The 26,369-nt window shown below is 52.8% G+C and carries 24 protein-coding genes; 14 read left to right on the forward strand and 10 right to left on the reverse strand.

What is annotated here, in order from left to right; all coding sequences use genetic code 11:
- Positions 1–217: 217 nt before the first annotated feature.
- Entirely contained in the window at positions 218–643 is a 426-nt protein-coding gene (locus FJ147_09170) for a DUF4440 domain-containing protein (protein MBM4256054.1), read from the forward strand.
- A 68-nt stretch (positions 644–711) separates the two neighbouring features.
- Here the strand turns inward: FJ147_09170 and FJ147_09175 are convergent, their stop codons facing one another.
- Both FJ147_09175 and FJ147_09180 read right to left on the reverse strand, forming a co-directional pair.
- Complete coding sequence (locus FJ147_09175; GenBank protein MBM4256055.1) at positions 712–1,509, reverse strand: hypothetical protein; 798 nt, start codon at positions 1,507–1,509, stop codon at positions 712–714.
- A 285-nt stretch (positions 1,510–1,794) separates the two neighbouring features.
- Positions 1,795–3,150 (reverse strand): DUF1329 domain-containing protein, encoded by a 1,356-nt coding sequence (locus FJ147_09180; GenBank protein ID MBM4256056.1) that lies wholly within the window; start codon positions 3,148–3,150, stop codon positions 1,795–1,797.
- On the opposite strand from FJ147_09180, the gene FJ147_09185 reads away from it, so the two are divergent.
- Complete coding sequence (locus FJ147_09185) at positions 3,145–3,510, forward strand: DUF309 domain-containing protein (GenBank protein ID MBM4256057.1); 366 nt, start codon at positions 3,145–3,147, stop codon at positions 3,508–3,510. The genes FJ147_09180 and FJ147_09185 overlap by 6 nt on opposite strands.
- On the opposite strand, the gene FJ147_09190 is transcribed toward FJ147_09185, so the two are convergent.
- Complete coding sequence (locus FJ147_09190) at positions 3,507–4,205, reverse strand: DUF4124 domain-containing protein (protein ID MBM4256058.1); 699 nt, start codon at positions 4,203–4,205, stop codon at positions 3,507–3,509. The two genes, FJ147_09185 and FJ147_09190, sit on opposite strands and share 4 nt — an antisense overlap.
- Positions 4,206–4,305: 100 nt before the next feature.
- Between FJ147_09190 and FJ147_09195 the strand changes: the two genes are divergently transcribed.
- Positions 4,306–5,373, forward strand: a complete 1,068-nt coding sequence (locus FJ147_09195; GenBank protein MBM4256059.1) for a branched-chain amino acid aminotransferase — start codon at positions 4,306–4,308, stop codon at positions 5,371–5,373.
- An 808-nt stretch (positions 5,374–6,181) separates the two neighbouring features.
- On the opposite strand, the gene FJ147_09200 is transcribed toward FJ147_09195, so the two are convergent.
- On the reverse strand, positions 6,182–6,661 hold the full coding sequence (locus FJ147_09200; GenBank protein MBM4256060.1) for a flavin reductase family protein: 480 nt from the start codon (positions 6,659–6,661) through the stop codon (positions 6,182–6,184).
- A 187-nt stretch (positions 6,662–6,848) separates the two neighbouring features.
- Here FJ147_09200 and FJ147_09205 point away from each other — a divergent pair, with 187 nt between their 5' ends.
- The 11 genes from FJ147_09205 to FJ147_09255 all read left to right on the forward strand — a co-directional run bounded on the left by FJ147_09205 (position 6,849) and on the right by FJ147_09255 (position 17,793).
- Complete coding sequence (locus FJ147_09205; protein ID MBM4256061.1) at positions 6,849–8,993, forward strand: methyl-accepting chemotaxis protein; 2,145 nt, start codon at positions 6,849–6,851, stop codon at positions 8,991–8,993.
- Between the two features lie 476 nt (positions 8,994–9,469).
- Positions 9,470–9,775, forward strand: coding sequence for a Rieske 2Fe-2S domain-containing protein (locus FJ147_09210; protein ID MBM4256062.1), 306 nt, complete (start codon positions 9,470–9,472; stop codon positions 9,773–9,775).
- Between the two features lie 165 nt (positions 9,776–9,940).
- On the forward strand, positions 9,941–11,014 hold the full coding sequence (locus FJ147_09215) for an aminomethyl transferase family protein (GenBank protein MBM4256063.1): 1,074 nt from the start codon (positions 9,941–9,943) through the stop codon (positions 11,012–11,014).
- Positions 11,015–11,041: 27 nt separating this feature from the next.
- Positions 11,042–11,182 carry a hypothetical protein gene (locus FJ147_09220; protein ID MBM4256064.1) on the forward strand — a complete coding sequence of 47 codons (141 nt, stop codon included), beginning with the start codon at positions 11,042–11,044 and terminating at the stop codon, positions 11,180–11,182.
- A gap of 82 nt (positions 11,183–11,264) precedes the next feature.
- On the forward strand, positions 11,265–12,827 hold the full coding sequence (locus tag FJ147_09225; GenBank protein MBM4256065.1) for an amidohydrolase: 1,563 nt from the start codon (positions 11,265–11,267) through the stop codon (positions 12,825–12,827).
- A 104-nt stretch (positions 12,828–12,931) separates the two neighbouring features.
- On the forward strand, positions 12,932–13,639 hold the full coding sequence (locus FJ147_09230; protein ID MBM4256066.1) for an enoyl-CoA hydratase/isomerase family protein: 708 nt from the start codon (positions 12,932–12,934) through the stop codon (positions 13,637–13,639).
- Between the two features lie 70 nt (positions 13,640–13,709).
- On the forward strand, positions 13,710–15,266 hold the full coding sequence (locus FJ147_09235) for a long-chain-fatty-acid--CoA ligase (GenBank protein ID MBM4256067.1): 1,557 nt from the start codon (positions 13,710–13,712) through the stop codon (positions 15,264–15,266).
- Positions 15,267–15,288: 22 nt separating this feature from the next.
- A complete protein-coding gene (locus tag FJ147_09240) occupies positions 15,289–16,098 on the forward strand; it encodes an enoyl-CoA hydratase/isomerase family protein (protein ID MBM4256068.1) in 810 nt (269 codons plus the stop codon).
- A gap of 347 nt (positions 16,099–16,445) precedes the next feature.
- Entirely contained in the window at positions 16,446–16,742 is a 297-nt protein-coding gene (locus FJ147_09245) for a BolA family transcriptional regulator (protein MBM4256069.1), read from the forward strand.
- 16 nt (positions 16,743–16,758) lie between these two features.
- Positions 16,759–17,079, forward strand: coding sequence for a Grx4 family monothiol glutaredoxin (gene grxD / locus FJ147_09250; GenBank protein ID MBM4256070.1), 321 nt, complete (start codon positions 16,759–16,761; stop codon positions 17,077–17,079).
- Positions 17,080–17,202: 123 nt separating this feature from the next.
- Positions 17,203–17,793, forward strand: coding sequence for a Uma2 family endonuclease (locus FJ147_09255; protein MBM4256071.1), 591 nt, complete (start codon positions 17,203–17,205; stop codon positions 17,791–17,793).
- A 19-nt stretch (positions 17,794–17,812) separates the two neighbouring features.
- Here FJ147_09255 and FJ147_09260 read toward each other — a convergent pair whose 3' ends face one another.
- From FJ147_09260 to FJ147_09285, 6 genes are all read right to left on the reverse strand, one after another.
- On the reverse strand, positions 17,813–19,687 hold the full coding sequence (locus FJ147_09260; protein ID MBM4256072.1) for a hypothetical protein: 1,875 nt from the start codon (positions 19,685–19,687) through the stop codon (positions 17,813–17,815).
- Positions 19,688–19,787: 100 nt separating this feature from the next.
- A complete protein-coding gene (locus tag FJ147_09265; protein MBM4256073.1) occupies positions 19,788–20,756 on the reverse strand; it encodes a fatty acid desaturase in 969 nt (322 codons plus the stop codon).
- Between the two features lie 165 nt (positions 20,757–20,921).
- Complete coding sequence (locus FJ147_09270; protein ID MBM4256074.1) at positions 20,922–22,556, reverse strand: thiamine pyrophosphate-binding protein; 1,635 nt, start codon at positions 22,554–22,556, stop codon at positions 20,922–20,924.
- A 176-nt stretch (positions 22,557–22,732) separates the two neighbouring features.
- Positions 22,733–23,593 carry a hypothetical protein gene (locus FJ147_09275; protein ID MBM4256075.1) on the reverse strand — a complete coding sequence of 287 codons (861 nt, stop codon included), beginning with the start codon at positions 23,591–23,593 and terminating at the stop codon, positions 22,733–22,735.
- A gap of 156 nt (positions 23,594–23,749) precedes the next feature.
- The gene (locus FJ147_09280; GenBank protein MBM4256076.1) at positions 23,750–24,883 is read right to left on the reverse strand and encodes an acyl-CoA dehydrogenase; all 1,134 of its coding nucleotides are present in this window, start codon (positions 24,881–24,883) and stop codon (positions 23,750–23,752) included.
- 115 nt (positions 24,884–24,998) lie between these two features.
- A complete protein-coding gene (locus tag FJ147_09285; GenBank protein ID MBM4256077.1) occupies positions 24,999–26,183 on the reverse strand; it encodes an acyl-CoA dehydrogenase in 1,185 nt (394 codons plus the stop codon).
- Positions 26,184–26,369 lie beyond the last annotated feature (186 nt).

Below are 26,369 nucleotides of genomic sequence, written 5' to 3' on the forward strand. Positions count from 1 at the left end.
GTCGCCCGCGTTCATCCAGCTCTTCGACCAGACTTCGATACTTAGACCGAAGCCAGCACACAATGGTCTCGTCTCTCATCCCTGCTCTTGTGCAGAGGCTCTCCACTCCGGTCAATCACTATTGCGGTAAGTTGTTTCCTGCCACCGCCTTAGTGCGTTGGGGACACCCCGAGGTGTCCCCAGGCTTCAGAACGGCTCACCTCAAAAGGGGGAATGTATGTCAAAAGCACCCAGCTTCACAGATGCACTTGAGCGAGTCCGGGTCGCCCTCGCAGCTATGGGTACTGGCAATCCTCAGCCATACATCGATTGCTGGGCAGTATCTGATGATGCAACACTCTTCGGCGCCTGGGGACCTATTGAGAAAGGATATGCACAACTCTCGGAAACCTTTCGATGGGTCGGCAGCCGCTTCGGAGGTGGACAACTTATCCCGGAGAACACAGTTGTTTTCACTAGCGGTGATCTCGCTTACACGGTTGGCTTCGAGCGAGGGGAGTTCAACATTGATGGAGGGACGAAGCAGCCGATGACAATCCGTGTGACACATATTTACCGCAGATTTGGCGAAGACTGGCAATTGGTGCATCGCCATGCGGATTTTCCTCCAGCAGCTCAGAGGAAAAATGGCGATGCCCACTGAAGAAGCGGCAGGGGTCCTTCACTTTTGGTTCCTTCAGACGTGCCTGGTGGGCGATGCCCACCCTACGACTATCTCCCCTTAAACACCGGCTTGCGCTTTTCACGCCATGCTTTGTGCGCTTCGTGGCTGTCTTCGGTCTGTCCGAGTAACATGAAACGATAAATATCCGTGTGTGCAGCCTCTTTCAGCGAGGCGATATCTAACCCTTTGTTAAGTGACTCTTTGGCCAGCTTCACTGCCAGTGGTGGTAAGGCAGCAAGCCGTTTGGCATAGTTGTAGGCGAGCGGCATCAGTTCGGGTTGTGGCACCACTTTATTCACCAAGCCGACGCGATACGCCTCTGCTGCAGTAATCCGCTCACCGAGCAGTATCATCTCCATCGCTTTTCCACGTCCCACATAGCGTGCGAGGCGCACGGCACCACCGTACGCTGGGATGATTCCCAATGGTACTTGTGGCAAACCGAGTTCAGCATTGTCAGACGCTAACAAGATGTCACCACACAACGTAATCAGACAACCGATACCCACAGCAAAGCCGTTAATCGCCACAACGACCGGCTTGGGATAATCAGCTACAGCATTGAACACAGCAAAGCCACGCGGGCTCACGGTCGACAAGTGCTCACCAGGCGAATTCACACGATGAGTCTTGGGATTGCCCAAGTCTGCACCAGCCGAGAAGGCTTGCGTACCCGCACCGGTCATCACCGTCACTAACACTTCTGGGTCGTCTTCCATCATCTTGAACACATCGACCACATCTTCGGACATTTGGGTGGTCCACGCGTTCCTCTTCTCCGGGCGGTTGAATGTCACCGTGGCGATGTTTCCATCTTTTGTGTAGAGCAGCGTTTCGTAGGACATAAGACCTCCGTTGCGTAAAACGTAAGATGTAATGCGTAAAAACAAGGGGCTAGGGGCTGGGGACTTGGGGCTTGTGGGGAGGAGGAACTAGTAGTCAGTCACACTGAATTTGAGGGCTCATTTTTGTCATGCCCGCGGAGGCGGGCATCCAAGATTTGCAAGCAGAAGCCTCGTCTTCACCTCCCTGGATTCCCGCGTTCGCGGGAATGACGCCGCCAGATCCACCCCTCAGAATCAACATGACTGACTACTAGTCCCTAGCCTCCAGCCCCTAGTCCCAAGTTTTCACTCCTTCCCATTCCCACTGACCTCGAAAACCATATGCCCCGCTTCTTCCTGCGCGGCAACGCGTGCAGCAACTTCGGGAGTCAGTTCGATCCGCCGGTGCTCAGGGAATTTGTCACGATACAACAACGGACGCAAATAGAACTGATCAGGATAATCAACTTGCGCGCGGCTTTTGTACGGGCTCAAAAACCAGCCGCGCCGGAGAAATTCAGGATTGAAATACGCCTCCCAGCGATCCTCGAGCCAATTCACTTTACGGTGATAGTCATGAAACCCGGCAGTCATAATATCGATATCTGTCGCCCAGTAGAGCACCACCAGTGGTGTGTATCCTCGTCGACCGTCTTCGGGATATTCATTACGCTCTAAGCGTTCAGCAACCATGCGGAGTTTTCCACTCTGGTCATATTGCTCGATGCGGATGGGACAAAATAATTTCTTATCGATCCAGTAGATCAACTTGCTGCAGTAGTAATCTGGCAGCCATTCTGGTCGCGGCACTGATTCCACTACATAACACTCCACCCCACCATCCGCTGTGTAGGCTGGATACGTATCTCCCATCACTTTTAGTGCTTTCGTCTCCTGTTCGTAGACAGTGCCATCTTGTCGCGTGATCGGCACCATCGTCCGTGTGTTGGGAAAGCGCACGGTAGTGTGCAGCACATCAGTGCCAAGAATCTGCCAGGAGAACTCCCACGGGTCGCGTCCCTGCAAGTCATCAAACGATTGCGCGTTATATGGGAACCGATCCGTACGGCGTGGCTGGGGCTGACGACGGATACGACGCAGCCCAGGTCGGTACAAATAACGATCCTGCTTCTTAGTGAAGGAATGGTCGGTGCGATACTCGAACCATAACTGTTGATCACCATCCTGTTCTGGTGGACTGGTAAATTGCGAGAACGCTCGCATGTACTGCGTTCCTGCCGGCATACGCAGCAGGCTCGCCACTCCGTCTTGGGGGAAATAAAGAATCGCCGTGTTGTTCTTCAAGGTGGTGAGAATGTACCCATCGGCCGTCATACTTTGCACGGTGCTGAGCCAAATGTGTGAGAAACGCGGACGCAAGGTATCGAGCTCAAAGGCGAGATAGCCGAGTTCTTCCGCTGTGTATGGAGGCGTGAAGGGGTATGGTTCGGCTGGAAGATACGGGATCTCAGCATCACGTGGAGTTTCGTTCCGGAGGTCAATTTCCACCCGTTCATCAGCCGAGAGTTGTTCTAGGGTTTTCCAACTTTTGCTCACTCCTTGAGCAAAAGCAGGCAGCGCACAGGTCAATCCAAGGCTGACGAACACCGTGAACACTACTACACAAGAGCATCGTGCTTGGTATGATATGTATGTATGCATGAGAAATTCACAGAAGCAATTTCATTATTTAATCAACGTGAATACTTCACCTGCCACCAACTCCTGGAAGACATGTGGCATGATGCAGAAGGTGACGACCGTCATTTCTACGAAGGATTGATTCGGCTTGCAACCGGTATGCATCTGCGCGTTAACCGCCGCATCCCACAAGGCGCGATTAATCTCCTCAAGCAAGGCTTGATGCGTCTGGAAAATTACCGACCAGTGTATTTGACCGTTGATGTCGCACGGTTATACACCGACATCGAATCACATCTTGAGGAGGTCAAAGCCTCAAAGAGCCCACAAGCCGGGTTTTTCGAGCGCTGGCGTGCACCGCGGATATATTTTGTCAGTTAGTACGTCTTCAACTTCTTCGAGGGCACGATGCGACTATGGGGAATTCGTAACGAACCACGTTTCCGCGCTCCATAAATGGGTCCAACGGTACTTCCACAACGTGGAGTCGCTTCCCACGACATTTTATCGCCAATCGGCACGGAGTAACTCCCGGAAAACTGCGCAGCTTCCCCTTTGTTGATGCCATTCGGCGCGGCTGCCAACTCGATCCTTCCACTCACTCTGCCTAACTCATCGATCACGGCAACTTCCACAGCCGGAGCATCACACGGCCCACGGCCACCATTGCGCATCGTCCCTGAAATCCAGAAGGTCCCGTTCGGATATTCCACCCAGGCCTTTGGTTGGCGTAAACTTGGAGAGGGTAAGCTTGGACGTTGCACCCGCCCTCTCCTACCGCGTGAAGATTCAGACGGCTCTTTCGTCTCGGGCGTTGCCGATTGTCCACCAGGCGTTGAGAATGGTGCAGTATCTTTTAGGAACGGCGCAGCTCCGGCTTTGGGGGGCTTATCTCCGTAGTGAATCACCCCTTTCTCATCTTCCCATTTGTAGATGTCTTGGGCATAGACCGGCAATACGGGAAGGCTCAGACAAGCGATCACTACAAGTGTTCTCACGCTCTGCTCCTTCAAGATAGACTGGGACTTCCTGTTATAAAGGGAGAGCGCAATACACCGCAAGTATCGCGGTCCCATTGCGTCCCGTCAGGTTTTCTTATAGGCCAAGGGCTCACCTCCAGCATCTGGGTGTTCACTGCAGATGCTAGGATATGCAAAGTGAGGAGTCCAAACGCTCATGGCAACGACAATTCCCGTCACCCGTACGACGAGTCCGAAGGCAAAGCCGCGCGATGAGGAACTCGGCTTTGGCCGTTATTTTACTGACCATATGTTCCTGATGGATGCCACTGCCGATCAAGGCTGGCATAATCCACGCGTCGTACCGTACGGACCATTGACGTTAGAACCCTCAGCCGCCGTGTTGCATTATAGCCAGGAAATTTTTGAAGGCTTGAAAGCCTACCGCTCCCCACGCGGAACAACTCTGCTCTTCCGCCCGGAGAAAAATGCCGCACGTCTGAATCATTCGTGTGAACGCATGTGCATGCCGAAGATGGATGAAGAAGTATTTTTATCAGCCATCAAAAGTGTCGTCTCGGTTGATCGCGATTGGGTGCCCCGCGCACCAGGCACCTCTTTGTATATTCGTCCAGCCATGATCGCCACCGAACCATTCTTAGGCGTGCGTCCGTCAACCAGCTATCTGTTCTTCGTCATCCTCTCGCCGGTTGGTGCGTATTATGCGGAAGGCTTTAACCCAGTGAAGATCCTAGTCGAAGATCACTATGTTCGCGCGGTGCGCGGTGGCACTGGCGATGCCAAAACTGGCGGCAATTATGCGGCCAGCTTAGCGGCTGCCGAAGAAGCGCATCACAAAGGGTATACCCAAGTCCTGTGGCTCGATGGGGTCGAGCGCAAATATATCGAAGAAGTCGGCTCGATGAACATTGCGTTCATCATCGATAATGAACTGATCACACCGTCACTCAATGGTTCGACCCTCGCCGGCATCACGCGTGACACCGTGTTACAACTAGCGCGCGATTGGGGCATTCGGGTTGCCGAACGTCCAATCAGCATTGATGAAGTCTTTACCGCAGCCAAGAATGGCCGTTTGAGTGAAGTATTTGGCACCGGCACAGCCGCGGTCATCTCACCTGTTTGTGAACTGGCCTACAAAGGAGAGAAACTCCAGATTGGTGACGGCAAGGTCGGACCGATCGCTCAGCGCCTGTTCGATGACATTTCCGCCATTCAGCGTGGCCTCAAGCCCGATCCGCATGGGTGGATGGTGGAGATCTAGGGCCTAGAAACTTGGGGCTTGGGGTTTGAGAGGAAGAGGGTTCCGCTATGCGTGTTCCACCAAGCATTAGAAAGGTGCGGCAGCGGCGGGCACGCCACCAGAGTCGTCGCGTAGGGAACCAACTGATACTCACCTGCGATGTTGTCACGGTTTGTGTGGTGATCAGCGGCGCCGCGATCGTACTGGAGTCATCGATTTCAATCGTATAGGACGCTGCCCCCGCGACATCACTCCAATCGAAGTCAATCGTTTGTCCCGCGGAGAAGCGTGCATCATTGGTAGGGCTGATCAATGTCGGAGCCGGGAGCGTCCCGCCCCCTTTGACAAAGAGGGCCGCGCAAAGCGCGGGAGGATTGCCGCGTTTTCACAGGAGAAACCTCGGCATTTCTCAACAGTATCTTTTAAGGCCGGGAAAGCGGCACCATGATATTCCTCGCGTCGCTGCGCGACGCGGAGCGGGGGTAATAGGTTCCTTCGTACCGGGGGTTAAAACCCTTTTAGGGGTAGGCTTTTGCGGTGAGAAAAGACGAGACGTCATGCCCGCGAATGCGGGAATCCAGGGAGAATACGCAATAGTTCAGGGGTGAAGCTCCTGGATGCCCGCCTGCGCGGGCATGGCGAACACGCGGATCCTCACGAGGGGAAATCCGCGCCAATTGTGGCTTGGATAAAAAACCTACCCTTATGAGGGGTTAAAACCCCCGGCTACTATCTACCCGTCCCTACGGGACGAAATGAGCTAAACAGTCATAAAATAAAAAGGGCGCACAACAGTGCACCCCTATAATACGAGCAAGCATCAGTTTCTCTACCCGCCGTAATTCAAATTCAACTCTTTCAGCGTCAGCGCGTCGCTTTGCTTCTTTAGTCCGGCCTCAACCACTTCACCAACCACGACGGTGTGATCGCCATATTCATGGAAGCCAACGACCTTGCACTCAACCCACGCCGGCGCATCGCTGAGAATCGGGCAGCCGGTATTGGCCCCGGTCTCATAGCCGAACCCACCGAGTTTGCCACCTTCAGGCTCGACGTGTTTGAAGAACGCAAACGCCTGATCTTTCTGGCCGGTGCCCAGGAAACTGATGCTGAACACTTTGCCGTTCTTCACCATGCCGTGCGCACCAGAGTCGCCTTTCACGCCAACGACGACGAGTGGTGGCTTAAACGACACCTGCGTGGTCCAGTTGATTGTGGCGAAGGTAATTTTGTCGCCCTCTTTCGCTCCTAACACCTGTAAGCCGTACGGGATCATCCGAAGTGCAACCTTTCTTGCTGCTTCATCCATGGTGGGTCCTCCTTACTGTTAATTTCTCGCGAGAATGGGCAGACGATAGCCGCCGACCTTCCTGTCTGTCAACTGAGGACACCCAAGTCCCTGCCAATGCCTCAGATTCATCTTAAGGAGCGCTCGCAGAAGTCGATACTCCTAACAATACAAGTTTCGGGTTGTTTCTCACACTTAGTAAACAACGATGAAGAACTTAAAAATCTGGCAAAAGCTGGGCCTTCTCGTCCTGGTCTTGCTTGTCCCTCTCGTTGTGGTCACCCACAGGTTGATCTCAGCAGTCAACACTTTGGCCATTGCCTTTGCCCAAAAGGAAATCTTGGGCACGCAATATAGTCAGGCTGTTCGTCTGCTCCTTGAGCATCTTCAGCAGCACCGAGGGATCACCATTGCCTTTGTCAAAGGTGACCAATCTTTTCGGAAAAAACTTGCTAACAAGCAACAAGAACTTGCCACCGACATACAAAAGATTGATCAGTTAGACACGCAACTCGCTGCCGTTTTGCAAACGGCACAGGAATGGTCGCAACTGAAAGCCCAGGTCGAAGCACTCCTGCAAGTCGCTACGGAACTCGATGCGCACCAAGCCTACGAGCGCCACACCCAGACGATCACCAACATCCTGCAATTTCTCACCTATATCGCTGACACATCAAATCTGATCCTCGACCCTGATCTGGACAGCTACTATTTAATGGATGCCGTAGTCAATCAGCTTCCTGCCCTGGCAGAGACAATTGGACAGACAAGAGCCATCGGTATTACTGTCACTATCCAGAAGACCCGGTCTGAGGAGGAACGCACTGCGCTTCTGAAGCGCACGATGTTAGCAGAAAATCGTTCCACGGCTTTGCAACACGCGCTCGAGAAAGCAGTCCGTTACCGTCCAGCCTTGCGCTCGCAGATTGAAGATGCAGGGAACCAGGCGTCCGCAGTCACCCAGCAGTTCCTCACTATCCTTGATCAGCAGATAATTAACACGCCGGTCATTACCATGAACTCGTCTGAGTATTATGACCTCTCGACCCAAACGATTGCGGCAACTTTTGCTGTGTATGATCGGGTCATGCCAGTATTAGCCGCCCTCTTACAGGCCCGGATCGATCGTCAGGTGCACGACTTGTACAAAACCTTACGGTGGGCCGTGGCTGGTCTCAGTGTCGTCTTGTTGATCGGTATTTTCACTATTCGCGACATTACCCGTCCACTCAAAACAGCGGTAGGTGTGGTGGAAAAGATTGCCAGCGGAAACCTGACCACCAAGGTTCCACTCGACGGACGACGCGATGAAATTGGCACCCTTCTCGTCTCATTTGACTTGATGAGTAAAAAACTCAGCGACATGGCACGCGTGGTCGAAAAAATTGCTGCCCGCGATTTAACCACGACAATAGCGCCACAATCACAGGCCGATCTGCTTGGCCATGCCCTAGCTGCGATGCTACAAAACCTGCTCGACGTGACCTCTCGCCTGCACGAGGGCACCATTGTCCTGACCAAATCGACAAGCCAGATCCTCGCCTCAATGACGCAACTTTCGGAGAGCAGTGCGGAAACAGCCACAGCGGTGAGCCAAACCGTAACCACGATCGAAGAAGTCAAACAAATAGCCAACCTCACCGGTCAAAAAGCTCAAGCCGTGTCGCGACAAGCCCAACAGACAACCTCCAGCGCCGAAGCTGGCGAGCATGCGGTCGAAGAGGCGATTGTCGATATGCGCTCCATCCGTGAACAAATGCAATCCATCACTCATAGTGTGGTTCATCTTGGCGAACAAGGGCAGACGATTGCGACGATTATCCAGACGGTCGAGGCGTTAGCGGAGCAGTCCAATCTCCTCGCCATTAACGCGGAAATTGAAGCCGCAAAGGCTGGGGAGTCGGGCAAAGGGTTCGCTGTCGTCGCTCAGGAAGTGCGAACGCTGGCGAATCAATCCAAGCAAGCCACCACGCAGGTCCGCACCACCCTACAAGAGCTTGGGAAGGCAAGTGTCAGAGCTATAACAGTGACAGAAACTGGGGCCGCTTCAGTTGAAAAAGGCATGCAACAATCAATTGAAGCCGGAGAAGCAATTCATCAGCTCGCCAAAAGCATTGCCGACGCCACCCAAGCGTTTACGATCGTCTCCACAGCGAGTGACCAGCAAGTGACCGGCATGGAACAGGTGGCACAGGCCATGGGAACGATCAAACATCATAGCACTCAGCACGTCGAAGGGGTGCGACAAATTGAAGGAGCCGTTCGTGAACTCCATAAGCTCGGACAAGAACTGCAACACTTGATGCGGCAATATAAGCTCACCACAACACCTGGAGAGGAACAACTCTCCTGAGGAGAGTGCCGTGCTCTTTTTCCCTATATAGAGGGACACCAGAATTGGAGCAGTGCGGCTGTGCCCACCATTCCCTCTTACTGTTGCCTCTCGCTCAGTTCCCCGCTTTCGACCCTCACCCTAGCCCTCTCCCTGCCAGGGAGAGGGAACTACGAGCCCGCCAGTCACAACTTAAACCATTAGCAGCAGCGTACTTCCCTCTCCCTCAGGGAGAGGGAAGTACGAGCGCCGTCTTCTTGTAGGGCAGCAATTCTCATTATGGAGAGGTGTGGGTCAGCGCTGTAGGCCGTTCCCGGCGCGCTCTTGCCGGAAACGCTGCGCTTATTCCGGCCTACATTGACGGTTGTCATAGGTCAAAATGAGAATTGCTGCTTGTAGGGTGGGCACAGCCCACCTTATTGCGAGCCAACCTTGCCCGCATCGGGGGAATTTGCTTAGATTCGCGCTCATTCATTGGACTGAGGAGGATCTTCTTCATGGGTAATTTTGTCAAAGTGGCGCAGGCAAGTGAGATTGCCGCGGGGCAGGTCAAATGCGTGGAAGTCGGCGACAAACGCATCGCAATTTTCAATCTCGATGGAACATTTCACGCGATGGATGAGGTCTGCCCTCATCAAGCTGGCCCACTGAGTGAAGGCGAAATCGAAGGCTGTGTCGTTACCTGCCCCTGGCATGGTTGGGAGTTCGACATCACTACTGGTGTGAATCGTGATGATCCTGACACGACGCTAGAGAAGTTTGCGGTGAAAGTTGATGGGGATGATATTCTCGTGGAAGTGTGAGGGAGAGAAGAATCCGTGATGCGTAATACGTAACTAGGAGAATAAAACGTAATCCGTAATCCGTAATGCGTAATACGTAACCACCCCATTCCCTTTTACGGATTACGCATTACGCATTACGTCCCTCGGCTTCCTTCCCTCAGCACACTTTGCTAACGTTCTCCCATGACAATCCCATTGTCTTCTTGGCATCGCGCCCACGGTGCAACGTTCATCAACGATCGCGGCATTGAAATGCCAGAGCATTTCTCTGACCCATTGCAAGAATATCAAGCCGTGCGGGACAAGGCAGGGCTGATTGATCTGTCGTTTCGTGCGCTCGTGCGTATGACTGGCGAGGATCGCGTCTCGTTCCTGCAGGGAATGATCTCTAATGATGTCAAAGTGTTGAAACCTGGAGAAGGCTGTGCGGCGACGCTGCTCACGGAGCAAGGTCGCATTGTTGCCGATCTGCGAGTCTATGCGCTGGAGAATGCTCTGCTCCTCGATGTCGACACGCGTATGAAAGAGAAAATGAGCGAAGCGCTCTCGCGTTTCATCATTGCTGACGATGTCGAGCTGGAAGACCTCAGTGAACAGCTCGTGACATTTTCCCTGCAAGGCCCAATGGCGGCGCAGGTCCTGAGTGCTGCAGGCGTCTCGCTGGCGTTAGACAAATCATACCAACATCTAGAGGCCACGCTTGCTGGTACGACGGTTCGAGTGATTCGTGCAAGTGAGACCGGCGAGGACGGATACGAGCTCCTGGTTCCAGTTGAACAGGCCGAACACTGCTGGACGGCACTGCTGAAAGCCGGAGAACCGTGTGGTCTGCAACCAGTTGGGCTCGCGGCCTTGCACATGCTCCGTGTTGAGGCAGGAATTCCCTGGTATGGGCTCGATATGGACGAAGGGCGGATTGTTCTGGAGGTAGGCCTAGCCAATGCTATCAGTTTCAAAAAGGGCTGCTATTTAGGACAAGAGGTGGTTGAACGTGCCAGTGCTCGTGGACATGTCAATCGCAAACTCAGCGGACTGCTGCTACACGGTGACTTACTACCAACAAATGGCACCAAACTTTTTCATGACGCTCAAGAAGTGGGCTGGGTCACCAGTGCAGTGCACTCGCCACGGTTTGGACATCCGATCGCGCTCGGGTATGTGCGACGCGAGCATCTCACACCTGGTACGCAACTACGGATTGACAGCCCTGGAACGCCCATGATAGCGGAAGTAACAACGTTACCGTTCTCTCGGTAGAGACCGAGTCGCATTCAGGAGGAAACTATGGCTCAACTTGGCAAACGCTATTTCTGCGAAAGCTGCGGCACGGAAGTGCTGTGCAATAAGCCCGGCACTGGCGAACTCAATTGCTGTGATAAAGACATGCAGTTGAAAGAAGCGAAGCCGTTGCCGTCGTCGGATTAAGAGTATCCAGTTTTCAGTCGTCAGTTGTCAGTTAATGTAGGGGCGCACGGCCGTGCGCCCCTACTGTTTTTGGCTTTCTACTATGCCCACCGCTGACCTCCTCCTCTACGGAGGACGTATTCTTACTCTTTCGTTAACCCGCCCGACTGCTGAAGCGGTTGCGATTGCCGATGGGAAGATTCTCTCAATCGGCAGAGAACGCGACCTGCGCATCCTTGCCTCTTCACGCACTCAAAAGATTTCTTGTGCTGGCAAGACGGTCATTCCGGGTTTTATCGACCCACATTTGCATTTATTTTCCTGGGCGAGTCGAATCTGTGGCGTTGATGTCACCTCAGCACGGTCAGTTGCAGACGTGCAGGTACTCCTGAAGACGGGACTCTCTCGTTTAGCTCCAGGTCAGTGGCTGCGTGGCTACAGTTATGACGAGTTCTTCCTGAGAGAGAAACGTCACCCGACGCGACAGGATCTTGATACCATTTCGACGACCCAACCCATCATTCTGCGCCATCGCACCGGGCATGCAGCAGTATTAAATAGTGCGGCATTGCAACAAGCAGGGATTGATCGCTCGTTTGCACCACCCGCAGGTGGCATTGTCGAACGCGACCCGACCAGCAATGAACCGACCGGTGTGGTCTACGAACTAGAGAAGTATTTGCGAACGGTTATTCCGCCGTTGTCAGAGGCTGAATTCATGGCCGCAGTGCGGCAGGCAAGTGAGCAATTGCTGCAGCATGGCATCACATCGTTTCATGATGCCAGTGCTGGCAACACCTTAGAAGATTACGCGTTGTTTCAGCGTCTGCATGCTGAGGGCATTCTGCAATCGCGGGCAACGGTTATGATTGGCAGCGATTCCTTATCTGATCTACTTGCGCAACAGGTACAGCCCTTTTCTGGTGATGATCGAGTGCGTATAGGCAGCATAAAGATCATGCTGCATGAAGGTGGCGGAGAAATATATCCGCCAGTTGAACAACTTAATGAGATAGTCTGGCAAGCACATCAGCATGGATTTCAGGTTGCTTTCCATGCAGTTGAAGAAGGACCGATCTGCGCCGCGCTTGCAGCCATCAGCTCCGCGTTGCAACGCCAACCGCGCACCGGACATCGCCATCGCCTTGAACATTGCGCACTGTGCCCACCACCGTTTATCGAGAAGTTGGTCGAAACTGGCACTGCGGTGGTCACGCAACCTGGGTTTCTGCACTTTTATGGTGAGAAATATCGCTCTGAAATTCCCACAGAACAGCATGATTGGTTGTACCGAGCCAAGAGCTTACTGACGGCTGGCGTTCCGGTGGCTGGTAGCTCCGATTGTCCTATTGCGCCACTCTCTCCACTGATGAGCTTACAAACCGCCATGACGCGGAAGACACAAGAGGGCAAGGTGCTTAATGAACACGAACAACTGCCCATCAACGAAGCCCTGGCGCTCTTTACCAGTGCCGGTGCCTGGCTCAGTTTTGAAGAAAGTTATAAAGGGAAGATTATGCCAGGCATGGTTGCGGATCTGGCTGTTCTTGATGGCGATCTGATGAAGACTTCTGTCGAGGAGATTGGTCGCATGACAGTGGAGATGGCGATTGTGGGGGGGGGGGAGATTAAGTTCAAAGTTCAAAGTTCAAGGTTTAAGGTTTAATAGAAAGTAGGCCGGAATAAGCAAAGCGTTTCCGGCAATAGAAAATCCGGGAACGGCCTGTGGCCTTATCCCGGCCTACAACTTTTTCTACTGACTACTTTTTTATGCCCGCAGTCATATACGAAAAAGACGGTCCGCTCGCGATGGTCTCGCTCAATCGCCCAAAGATGCTTAACGCCTACAACGTTGAGATGCGTGACGATCTCTACGAGATTCTTTGTGCAGTGCGTGATGATCCCGAAGTCCGTGTCATGATCCTGCGCGGTGAGGGACCGGCCTTTTCTACGGGTGGCGATGTGTCGGAATTTGGTTCGGCGCCGTCACCAACCAAAGCGCGCGAGATTCGCTGGCGTCGCAATGTGTGGGGAACGTTACTGAGTCTGCCGCAACCAACTATCGCGGCAGTGCATGGCTTTACCGTCGGTGGTGGTATGGAAATGGCTCTCCTCTGTGATATTACCATCGCCGCTGACGATACCATTTTCTTCTTACCTGAGACGGGGTTAGGCATGATTCCGGGTGTCGGCGGGACACAGACTGCTCCGCGTGCCATTGGTCTCGGACGTGCGCTCGATATGGTTTTGACCGGGAAAAGAGTCACGGCTGAAGAAGCACGAAATATCGGTCTGGCCAACCGTGTTGTCCCTCGGGCTACCCTCTTGACGGCAGCCAAAACTCTAGCGTACACACTTGCGAAATATGATCCCAAGGCGTTGATGCTGGCCAAGCGAGCGATTCGTCAGGGAGCGGACGTGTCCTTGGCTGACGGTCTTTTGTTAGAGAAACGTCTCTTCGCCCGGCTCGCACAATAGACAGATTTGTAGTTCTTGCTAAAAACACATAGCAGACGGTGCAATTGATACTTTGTTGTAAGGAGCGGCAATGAATACAGCGAACTTTCTGAGTATTCCTGGCATGATGTTTCCGGATCAGGAACTCATCGTTTTTGAAGGCACGCGCTTGACCTATGCAAGCGCTCTCGAACGCGTGCGACGGTTAGCAACGAGTCTGCAAGCCCTTGGGGTAAAGCCAGGCGACCGCGTAGCAGCACTACAGACCAATTCCAATCAATTCATTGAGACCTACTATGCAACGGCAACGTTGGGTGGGACGTTCGTGCCGCTCAATTACCGCGCTAAGCAGCCGGAAATTGAGTATATGGTCACCGCCGCCGATGTGAAGGTGCTGTTCGTTGGCTCTCGCTATGTTGACCAAATTAAGCAACTCCAGCCCAAGTTCACCAGTGTGAAGCACTACGTGGCGATGGAGGGGTCCTCACCCGGCATGTTGGATTTCGAGAAACTGGTGGACGATGGTTCGCCAGATATTGATGATGCTGAAGTCGACGAGAGTGACGTGACGATTCTCATGTATACCAGTGGCACGACCTCGCTGCCGAAAGGCGTCATGCTCACGTATGGTGATTTCACCAACTATGTCGTCGGCACAGTTGAAATGGCCGATGGCAGCGATCGCGGGACCTCACTGCTGTGCGCCCCGCTGTATCACATCGCTGGTACAGCCAACATCATGACTGCGATCTGGGCAGGCCGGAAGATCGTCGTCCTCAAACAGTTTGATACCAAAGAATGGCTAGAGGCGGTCCACAAAGAAAAGATCACGCATGCGTTCGTCGTCCCGACGATGATGAAGCAGCTCATCGATCATCCTGAGTTCTCGAAATATGACATGTCGAGCCTGCAGAACCTCTCGTATGGTGGCGCACCAATGCCGTTCCCGGTGATTCGCAAAGCGATTGAGTCCTTCCCGCCAGGGACCGGCTTTGTCAATGCCTTCGGACAAACTGAAACGACCTCGACTCTCACCGTGCTTGGTCCTGCTGATCATCGCCTCGATGGTCCACCAGCCGAAGTGGAGCGTAATCTCAAACGTCTCACGTCTGTGGGTCTGCCGTTGCCGGACGTGGAAGTGCAAGTGTTGGATGACGACAACAAGCAGATGCCAGCCAATGAGATTGGGGAAGTCGTCATTCGCACGCCACGCGTCATGAAAGGCTACGCTGGTCAGGAAAGCGCCACTGCTGCGTTGCTGGATGCTGATGGCTGGCTCCATACGCGCGACATGGGCTATCTCGATGAAGATGGCTATGTGTATCTCGTTGGCCGTAAAGACGACATTATTATTCGCGGTGGTGAGAACATTGCTCCAGCGGAGATCGAAGCAGTGTTGCACGCTCATCCTTCGGTTGATGAAGCGGCAGTGATCGGTGTTCCTGACGTTGACTGGGGACAAAAGATCGCCGCGTTTGTCGCGTTACGTCCTGGCAAAACCGCATCAGACGGTGAACTTTCTGACTTCTGTAAGCAACGGCTCGCCAGTTTCAAGAAGCCCGAGATCATTCGCTTTGTTGATGCGTTACCCAAGAACCCATTGGGCAAGATTCTCAAGAAAGAGTTGAAAGCCCAGTTTACGGAATAATTCCCCGTAGGGGCGCACGGCCGTGCGCCCCTACAAACATACGGCTGTACCATTGTCTTCCAATCTCACCTACCAACAACGCGGTAAAGTCGCGTGGATTCAGCTCTGCCGCCCCGCTTCCGGGAATAGACTCACGCCAGACATGGCCGCAGAGTTAACCGCTTTCTGTCAGACAGCCGAAGATGACGACACTGTTGAGCTTGTTGTTCTCACTGGGAACGGTACGAGTTTTTGTCTTGGACTTGAGTACACAACCGACAAAACCGGAACTGCTACAGCACAAGACATTCAAGCGCAGTTTGGCGAGTTACGTTGCGTCGAAGCTCTCGCGGCAATCACCAAGCCTACACTGGCTGCTCTTAACGGTGATGCGCTAGGAGTCGGCTTAGAACTCGCGCTAGCTTGCGATCTACGAGTGGCAATAGAAAGTGCACGTTTTGCTCTGCCACACATTGCGCAAGGACTCATACCGTTCGGTGGCGGTACGCAGCGCTTACCACGGCTTGTAGGTCAAGCCAAAGCGCTCGAATTAATTTTGCTCGGTGAAAGTATCGATGCCCAGGAAGCACAACGGATTGGGTTAGTGACCACCGCTGTTCCAGCGTCGACGTTCACAACCCGTGTTGATGAGGTAGTACAAAATCTGCTAGAGAAAGGACCCATTGCTCTACGTCTGGGTAAAGAAGCCGTGCACAAAGCGATGGATCTCACCCTAGATCAGGGTCTGCGCTTAGAAGAAGATTTGTATGCATTGCTGCAAACCACCCAGGATCGAGCAGAAGGAGTTCGCGCATTTCTGGGCAAAAAGAAGCCCACGTTTGTTGGACAGTAGTCATTTTCTACAGGAGGGAAATCCCATGGCAAACCAAATCGGCAAAATGTATCTCTGCGAGAAATGCAACTCGCAGGTTATCGTCACGAAGGGCGGTAACGGAACCATTAAGTGTTGTGGCGGGGAAATGAAGAAGAAATAACGATAAAAGAGTCTAGGAGTCTGAGAGTCTGAAAGAGTCTAGGAGTCTAGGAGTCTAGGAGTCAAAAAAAGAACAAACAAAAAACTCCCTGTTTTTGACTCCTAGACTCTTTTCTCCCTTTTTTATTTCTGGCTTGCAGCACCTTTGTACTGTCGCTATATTGTGGACTCATAAGGTCCAAGAACACTGGCGAGGATACAAAAGCATGGCTGCTCCAATCACAGCCGAAGAGATTCACTCACTCATTACGCAAGCGATTCCTGACGCGCAGGTGCAAGTGCGCGATACCACTGGTGGCGGCGATCACTACGAAGCTTTCGTCGTTTCCCCTTCATTCGTCGGCAAGACTAAAGTCAATCGACACCGCATGGTCTACGGTGCTTTACAAGACGCGATGGTGCAACGCATTCACGCACTCGCCTTGACCACGCTTACCCCGGAAGAATTACAACAAGAACAGGCCTCCCAAGTCGTCAACATTCAAACCCGTAAACCCCGTTAAGGAGAAGGAGTCACCCATGGCAGAAGACGTTCTTAAGAAGATCGACGAGCAGGTAAAACAACATAAGATCATGCTGTACATGAAGGGAACCCCGGATTTCCCGATGTGTGGCTTCTCCGCTGCCACCATCCAGGTATTGGATTCGTACCAGGTTGAGTACGCCAGCTTGAACGTGCTCGACAACCCCGAGATCCGTGACGGGATCAAACGCTACTCCAATTGGCCGACGATTCCTCAGCTGTATATTAACGGTGAGTTTGTCGGTGGCTGCGACATCGTGCGCGAGATGCACGCCAAAGGCGAATTAGAGCCGTTGATTCGCGCAGCACAGAGTTAAGCTTTCTGTAGCGTGTGCTGTGCGCACGAGCAACGTTATCTGCAAAAGGGCAGGCTTCTTACGCAACCTGCCCTTTTCTTTTTCCCCTTCCCTTTAGCCAACAAATTAACTACAGTTCATCTCATGCCCACCGAGACTGCTTTCATTTCGACCGAGATCTTCACACAAGAAGAATTCAAGCGCTGGTTGGATGAACGACCTTCATCAGACATCAACCACTACGAGTTGCTACGAAGAAGAATTGTCATGAATCCGCCTGCCGCCTGGCCACATGGATCAGTAGAATCTAACATCCACATACCTCTCGGAACATTTGTTCGCACTCACAAATTGGGAATCGTTTTAGGTTCCAGTACAGGTTACGATTTACCCTCTGGCGATACTGTCGAACCAGATATTTCCTTTATTGCTGCAGAACGTTTTGCTGCCGGGCCAGAGCCACAAGAGGGCAAATTTATCCGTATCGTACCCAGCCTCGCGATAGAAATTCTTTCACCGGCAACAGCGCATAGAGATCGCACGGAGAAAAAAGCAATCTACGAAGAGAACGGCGTCGAGGAGTATTGGATCGTCGATACGAAACGACGCGAAGTGACACTGTATCACTTGTCAAGCAAACGCTTCGGACGTGGGAAAGTCTACACCGGAAAGGACACGATACGATCACGGGTGCTGGCAGGTTTCACACTCTCAGTGAAAGAGGTATTTGCGTAATCGGAGCGTGCTCCTTTCTTTACAACCCCGACACGTATCGTAGCTGGACTGTCACCTGCTGTGCAGCAGGTGACAGAGGAAAAACCACTTGCCGGTTCTCAGCCGACAGTTTTGCTTCCCCCATAACCGCCTCAATCCAGCGTGCAAACTCAAAAGTCAATCCACGCACTTCCTCTTCTGCTTTGACCGTTAACAAAATCGTCTGGGGCTCTTCCGTCACATCAACACGCCACCACAAGCGATCACGGGCCCGCCAAAATTGAGCGAAGTTCTCCACCGTAGAGACCGTTATGCCTTTTGGCAGTGACCGTAAAATAGTCTCTTCGACAGGAAAGTTCCGCTGCGGGTCATCAGGATCAATCATGATTCCCGTCGGCGCTCCGTTATCGTCATTCGCACGAATCACCTCAAGCGCGGTCGTTGTTAGGTCAGCAAGTTGCTGCTTGTCAACGTCTTCAAGAGCGATCGGAAACTCATAGATTCCGCTGTCTTCCGCAAACCCAAGCTCAAGGGGAAGCGCGTACGGAAAGTTAGTGAGGACTTCTCCAGTCGTAAATGACGAATCAAACTCATAGCCGCTACGCTGCAGGACTTCCGGCAGTGAGGGCGGTACATGCAAATGTGCCGCGCGGAATGTACGTGTGCGCTGTTGCGGAACTTCACCATCAAGGAGTTCTTTACTGACCCGGACTTCACCAAATACAGTGCCCCCAAGTCCGCGCCTGGCACTTTTTGCGTATGGCCGATACGTGGCAAACGTCTCCTCGCCTGTTCCAACCGGAAACATGTGGAAGATATGCGGATGGACGACAGAGTGACTGCCAAGTTCAAAACCATCGATTTTGAGCTGCCGAATGTGATCAAGATTCTTACCGGAGAAAAATCCCCAACTGGTCCCATCATTCACGTACTTCGTTTGAATGAAAAAAGTGCTCGCTATGCCACGTTGCTTCTCCATCGCAGCAAACTGTGTTGCCCCACGCACCGCCTTCTCCCAATCAACATTGTGAGATAAGAGAATAACCGACCGCTGACCATGAGGCATCGTAGCGACGCGAATCCAGTCAGCAATAGACGTTTCATACCAGGCCCGTAATAAGAGCAGCCAGACATCGGTTCCCGGTTCAAATCCGTTCACGTAGTGACGATGTGCATCAAAATCACGGTTGGTTTGATTGCGGAGAATCACATCGTCAAGGTTGACCCCACAGAGATATACTCGCCCCTTCCCTACACTTTTTCCTAACAGCGCAGGAGTGCCGTCATCAAAGTGAGCCAGAATTTCGGAACTCTTGTCGGAGAGGTAGCCATGCGTCCAGAAGGCGTCCTCTACTTTGCGACCTTTCAACCACACTTCTTTTTCTTCGGGACGATCAAGGTAGCGCAAGATCGGGTCGTGCCCACTGAACGTCACGCGCTGGCGCGTCTGCAAGGGGAGGAATTGATAGAAACCGAAGATCGGTTTGAATACCCCCCAAAACACATTTTGTGCGAAGATCGTTCCACCATTCTCGACATAGGCCAGTAGTTGCTGGGCTTGCGCCTCAGAGAACGTTGTGGCGTCAATATCCGGGAAAATGACGAGGTGCCGATGTTGCACAGCCTGATCAAGGTCTACAGTAATGAAAAAGGGAATGCCCATTTGCCGAAAGGCATGCACGAGGCTGAGAGGAGAGCGGGAGGTATCAGTCCAGAGGACGGCAACCTGTAAAGCGAACGCTGCAGAGAATTGTTGGAGAAAATCCGTCGACGCGCGTTGGAGCGGAAGGAGCGGGACGGATGCAGGACGGAGATCTGGAATAAGAGAACGCTGCCATGTGAGATATGCGACTCGGACCGTAAGCAAGAGCGCAAGGACAATCAAGATTCGCGCGGTCGTACCAAGGTTCTTCATGCACTCATGCTCTACTTTTCCCTCAGTTTACAACTTGTGAGCAGCAAAAGACAGCAGCGGGAACTACCAACCGAGAGCAGACGAGGGACGCCGGGAGAAATTATACCGCGGTGGCAGAGGAAGTGCTTCGCTCATGGCGCCGGACGAGCATCTCGGCGTTTCTCTCAACGGATTCCGGTCCTTTCCTGCATGCCTCGAAAAAAACGGCAAAATAGCTGCGATCGACTACAGCTTGCTGTCGGACGATTTCTGGCAATAACTCTTTGTGCAGCTTTTGCAGGTTGTACCACGGCACTCCGGGATACACGTGGTGACCAATATGGTAATTGATATTGTTCCAGAAGAAGCTGTTTACCTGGTTACTGATAATCGTGCGGGTCCCGGCAAGTTGTCCAGCATCCCAGGGAGTTTCATAATGCTCAGCAATGAAGCGCACGCTGTTCAAGAGGGAAAAGATATAGCCAGGAATCAGCCACAGGCGCAGGAATTTGCCAAGGAGGCCGTGTTGTGCGGTCCACAGAATCAGACCAGTATACACCACGACCCGGAGAGACAATTCAAAAAGATGGATCAGTAGCCGCCGACCACGAAATTGTTGGGCAGGATCAATGAAGTTGAACTGCAGGATCGTCAGAATTCCACCAATCACAAGATAGGCATAAAAGAGGGCAAAATCGCCGAGTCCGCGTTTTCCCATAGTGAAAGCGTCAGGATCTTTGAAGGTGCGATTATAGCGATGGTGCTCCAAGTGATCTTCTTTGAACGAGATAAAGGTAACGATGATGGGCAGCGTAGAAAAAATGCCAAACGCCCAGTTCTTCCAGCGCTTCTTAAACAGCACACTATGTGTGCAGTCGTGCATGAAGGTCACGATACTCATCCACAAATAGCCGATCCCTGCATACATGAGCCAACGCACCCAGGTATGCTCGGTATTCCAGGCGACGCACCCTGCGCTCACGATCATCGCATAGAACAGCGGGATTTTGAGGTTGTGATACCAGGTGTGTTGATAGAGCTCCCGCAGAACTGCAGGGGGAATTTTGGGGGGAGGGGTTACGTCAGGCATTGGGCGTTGAGCTCTGTCTTCTACAGTTTGTGTAAGGGCTCTGTCCGTTTACCAGTAAAATGTCATTGCGAGCGAAGCGAAGCAATCTCGGGGGAGGGGTGGAAGGAACGAGATTGCTTCGTCGCTTCACTCCTCGCAATGACCTAAAGCCGTCGGAACGTACTACTAAATCGCCCGATACGCAGCAAACGACACCGTCGACGAGCGTGCTTTCGGATCGGTGATAACGTTTACCACTGCCGGTTTGCCTGACTTGGCCGCACGTTCAAGCGCTGGACGAATATCTTGCGGTTTATCGACATACTCTCCATACGCACCAAAAACTTCCGCCATCTTGTCGTAGCGGCTATAGCCAAGGTCACGACCAGCGTTCATCACCCCTTGTCCTGCCCAGCCACCATTGTTGCTGACAACAATGAGCGCCGGGATGTTTTGTCGTACCATAGTGTCGATTTCCATGCCGTTCATGCCAAACGAACCATCACCACTCAGCACGATCACTTGCGTGTTGGGCTTGGCGACTTTCGCACCAAGACCGAATGGTACGGCAACTCCCATACAACCATTCGGACCAGCGTTCACACGATGGCCAGGTGCATGGGTTGGTACTGATTGGCGAGCGAAGTTGAGAATCTCGTGACCATCGACCACAACTATAGCGTCACGGTCCATAAAGTCGCGAACTTCTTTGCAGAGTCGCAATGGATGAATCGGCATCGCATCACTATTGAGGAGCGCCTGAGCCTTGTCATTCGCGCGTTTGTCGTACCCACGCAGCGTGTCGATCCACGCCAATTCCTTGCGCCCGTGGAATGCATCACGCCCTTCTTTCGTTAACTGTTGCAACACCATCTTGGCATCACCGACGATACCCACGTCGACTGGACGATTGCGACCAATTTCTTCATCGCTAATATCGACTTGGATGACTTTCACATCTTCTGCCCAGCGCGGCGCAAGACCAAATCCGACGATGAAGTTTAAGCGCGTCCCAACGAAGAGCACGACATCGGCTTCTTTCCAGGCTTGGTTGCGGGCACCTAAGAAGCTCAGTTTGTGATCTTCTTCGATCACACCACGACCCTGTGGTGTGGTGTAGAACGGAATGCCGGAGAGTTCAACGAATTCTCTGAGTTCAGCCATCGCTTTCGACCAGATAATACCTGTCCCGGTCACCACCACTGGCCGTTTGGCGTCTTTTAGTATCGCAATCGCTTTCTTCACAAGATCGGGATCGCCGGAAACGCGTGGTACGCTGTGTGGTCGTTTGGGAAACAGGACCTCATTTTCATCGACCTCCCGATACAACACATCACCAGGAAGATCGATATACACTGGTCCAGGTTGACCGCTGGTCGCAACACGAAAGGCTTTATTGATGATCTCAGGCACGCGGCGCACATCCATCACCCGTTCTGACCATTTGGTAATCGGCTTGAACATGCCGACCTGATCCATTTCTTGGAACGCGCCCATACCAGCTTGTGACAGCGCACTGGCACCACCAAGGGCTACCACTGGCACGGCATCAAGAAAGGCATTGCCAACTCCGGTGATCAAGTTGGTCGCCCCAGGACCAGAGGCGGCAAAACAGACCCCAGGTTTGCCGAGCACGCGGCTATATGAATGCGCAGCCATTGCTGCGGCTTGTTCGTGCCGCACGTCAACCGAACGGAAGCCAATTTCGATACAACGCGTTGCCACATCAACCATCGGACCGCCGGTCAGATAGAAGACGGTATCCACGCCTTCATCCTTCAGCGATTTCACAACCAGATCATTGCCACTCGTTTTGGCCATGGGAAACCCTCCTTAAATAAGAATTCGGGTGAATTAAGAGAACCGAGATCATTTGTGACATACTGCGGCTCAGAATGCCAGAGCACAAGACAGAGAAAAGAACCGGCGAATCGGGGAATCGGAGAATACGAAACTTTTCGCTTCTCACCGTGTCTCCGATTCCCCGGTTCTCCGATTCACTCTCGAATTATCGAGTTGCCCTGCTCTAACAATGCCACGCTCATCACGGGTGCGTTGTGCGCGTAGCCAATGCGACCAAGCGAATCAACGAGAATAAGACCAGCTTCACTTTGAGTGCGTTTTTCTAACAACGCGATCGCTTGCGATGCTACCCGTTGAGGATCTCGACCATCTCGCAACAACTCAACAGCCGTACGAGTCAGGGTCGTGCGAATAATCGATTCACCCTTCCCTGTTGCCGAGGCAGCACCAAGATTGTCGTCCGCATAGGTTCCGGCACCAACGATTGCAGAATCGCCAATACGGCCAGGGAGTTTATTACTCATGCCACCGGTTGACGTCGCAGAGGCAAGGTGTCCATGACGATCCCGTGCAACCGCACCAACAGTTCCAGGTGAGCCTTGTTGGCCTTGCTGCCAGGGTTGTCGCTGGTGAGGCGTAATCAGTTCGTTCTGCTGAGTAAGAGGAAAGCTATGTTCACGAGCGAAACGTTCTGCTCCGTCACCAACCAAAAAGACATGACGTTGCGATTCCATCGCTGCTTTCGCCAACAGAATCGGATTGCGAACGGTACGCACCCCACCAACAGCTCCAGCCTGAAAGGTCGTCCCTTCCATGAGTGAGGCATCGAGCTCAACCGTTCCCTCTGCGGTCAAACACGCGCCCACACCAGCATTGAAGACTGGGTTGTTCTCTAACTCGACAACAGCTTGAACAACAGCGTCGAGGGCTGATCCACCCTGCTGGAGAATTGTCCAGGCTACATCGAAGGCACGACGGAGACCGCGCGCGCGCTCTTCGTGCTGTGTTGGGTCTGGGGAACCGGCCCCGCCGTGGAGGATGAGGGAGGGAGTCATGATAGTTGTCAGTTATCAGTAAGGGAAATCAGTTAAGAGTTAAAAGTGAAGAGTGAAGAATTGAAGAAGAAAATAGGAAAGTATTTTTCTCTCCTGACACTCTTAACTCTTAACTCTTCACTGTTTCTTGCTACGCTGACAACCGAAAACCGATAACTATAGATTTAGCGTCTGCGCCACCACTTCACGATGCACTGGCGCACTACCGAATGCCGCTTCACCAGCCAGAGCACGACGATAGAATAGATGCATATCGTGCTCCCAAGTAAAGCCGATACCACCATGTACTTGAATTGCTTCACTGGTCACGGTTTTGCCCATGTCGCTGCAATACGCCTTTGCCATTGGCACGGCTTGTTTGGCTTCGGCTACGTTCTCATCGACCGTCCACGCCGCATAGTAGGTCAGAGACCGTGCATTCTCCACGAGCACCATCATATCAACGCACTTATGCTTGACCGCCTGGAAACTACCAATCGGTTTGCCGAACTGTACTCGTTCTTTGGCGTAGCTCACGGCCATATCAAGGGCCTGTTGCCCGGTACCGATCATCTCAGCACACAGCCCAGCCATCGCTTGGTCGAGCACGCGACGCAACACTGGCCAGCTCTTCCCTACTTCACCAAGCACGTTGGCCCGCGATACCCCAACATCTTGTAACGTCACATGACACTGACGGCGGGTCATATCGACGGTTTTCAGCTGTGTCGTTGTTACGCCGGGAGACTTCGCGTCAACAAGAAACAAGGTGATACCATCCTCGCCATTGCCACCAGTGCGTGCGGCAACAATAATCTGATCAGCGACATGGGCGTCAGGAACAAACATCTTCTCACCTGAGAGGACGAAGTCATTGCCTTTCGCTTTGGCCGTAAGGGCGACGCCAGCCGCATCATAACGTCCACTCTTTTCGGCTAACGCTAATGTCACAATATGATTGCCTTCAACAATCTTCGGCAGAAGAGTTTCTTTCTGGCTGGCTGAGCCGCCCGCTAAGAGCGTTGTTGTCCCCAACAGTGCAGTCGTAAAGAACGGCCCCGGAAGAAGCGACTTCCCTGCTTCTTCAAGAATCACGACGAGATCAAGAAAGCTTCCACCACTGCCGCCAAAGTCCTCTGGCACAATGATCCCCAGCCAACCAAGCTGAGCAATTTTTTTCCATAGCTCAGTCGCATGCGCGGTATCATCAGCCATCATTTTGCGCACAAACGTCGTCGGACATTCGTTATCGAGAAATTTGCGCGTTGCGTCGCGCAGTGCTTCTTGATCTTCTGTGAAACCGAAATTCATGATTCCTCCTTCGGACGGCTGTCAGCTCTCAGCAGTCAGCGTTCAGCCAAAAAATCATACGCTCAACTCTTCCCTAGTCTTGCTGATCGCTGATAGCTGAGTGCTGAATGCTTTTCTACCCCTTTGGCAGCGCCAGCACACGATCACCAACGATATTGCGCATCACTTCTGACGTCCCACCAGCAATCGTGTACAAACGTGAGGCCAGCGCTCGTTGCGACCAGTAGCCGCCATCAACACCGTGCAGTTCTCCCAGCGCCATCTGGCTGTACGGTCCTAGCAGTTCCACCGCAAACTGCGCAATACGTCCGTACAACTCACTCGAAGCGAGTTTACCAATCGACCCTTCTGGACCCGGCGGGTCGCCTTTGAGTTGTCGTGTCAACTGACGAAAGCCATTGAGCTTGATGGCTTGCTCGTCAATCGCAAACTGCGCGAGTTTCTGTCGTACCGCAGGATCTTCAGCCGCAGTGTGACCATTCACCCGTAAGCGTTTAGCCAGTTCTCCTAATTTCTGCAGCATCGGCCCGATCTGATAAATAATGCTGAAATTCACCCGCTCGAACATCAGTGTGGTCACCGCCACTTGCCAACCTTGGTTCTTCTCACCGACGATATTGGCCTTGGGCACGCGTACATCTTCAAAGAATACTTCGTTGAATTCCGAATCGCCGGTGATTTGCACCAGTGGTCGCACAGTCACACCAGGTGATTTCATATCGACTAAGAGATAGGACAGACCTTTGTGTTTTGGTGCATCAGGGTCGGTGCGAACAACGAGGATGCAGCGGTTTGCCTGATGGGCATAGCTGGTCCACACTTTCTGTCCGTTGACGACAAAGGAATCGCCATCTTCGACCGCCCGTGTTTGCAGCGAGGCAAGATCTGACCCTGAACCAGGTTCAGAATACCCCTGGCACCAAATCTCCTCGGCACTGAGAATCTTGGGAATGTAGCGTTTCTTCTGCTCTTCGGTGCCCCAGTGCATCAAGGTCGGACCGACCAGCGAAATCCCCATCGGATTGGCGATACCAGGAGCCCGCACGCGCGACATTTCTTGTTGATAGATCGCCTGCTCAATGATGGTTGCGCCACGGCCACCGTATTCTTTCGGCCAGTGCACGCCAACTAAATTCGCGGCATGCAACTTCTGTTGCCACTTGAGGCGGATCTTGAATTGCTCCTGCTCATCAAGCCGCTCAAATGTTTCTGGGTCATACTCTGCGGGCAGATTGGCCTTCAGCCACGCACGCAACTCTTGACGAAACGACTCTTCTTGTGGCGAGTAATCGAAATCCATAGTTACCCCTCCGAGTGTGGCGGGGCGGATTATAGGAAAAGACACGGTGTGGGGCTAGAGGCCGGGAACAAGGGGCTAGGGGCTGGGGGGGATTAGGGGTTAGGAGCTATAGGTTGCCTAAATGGATGTTCTTAGTGAATGCGGATCATGCTTCGACAGGCTCAGCATGAACGGAAAAAGCTCAAC

Source organism: Deltaproteobacteria bacterium, assembly GCA_016874775.1.
In the GTDB taxonomy this organism is placed as follows: domain Bacteria; phylum Desulfobacterota; class Binatia; order Bin18; family Bin18; genus VGTJ01.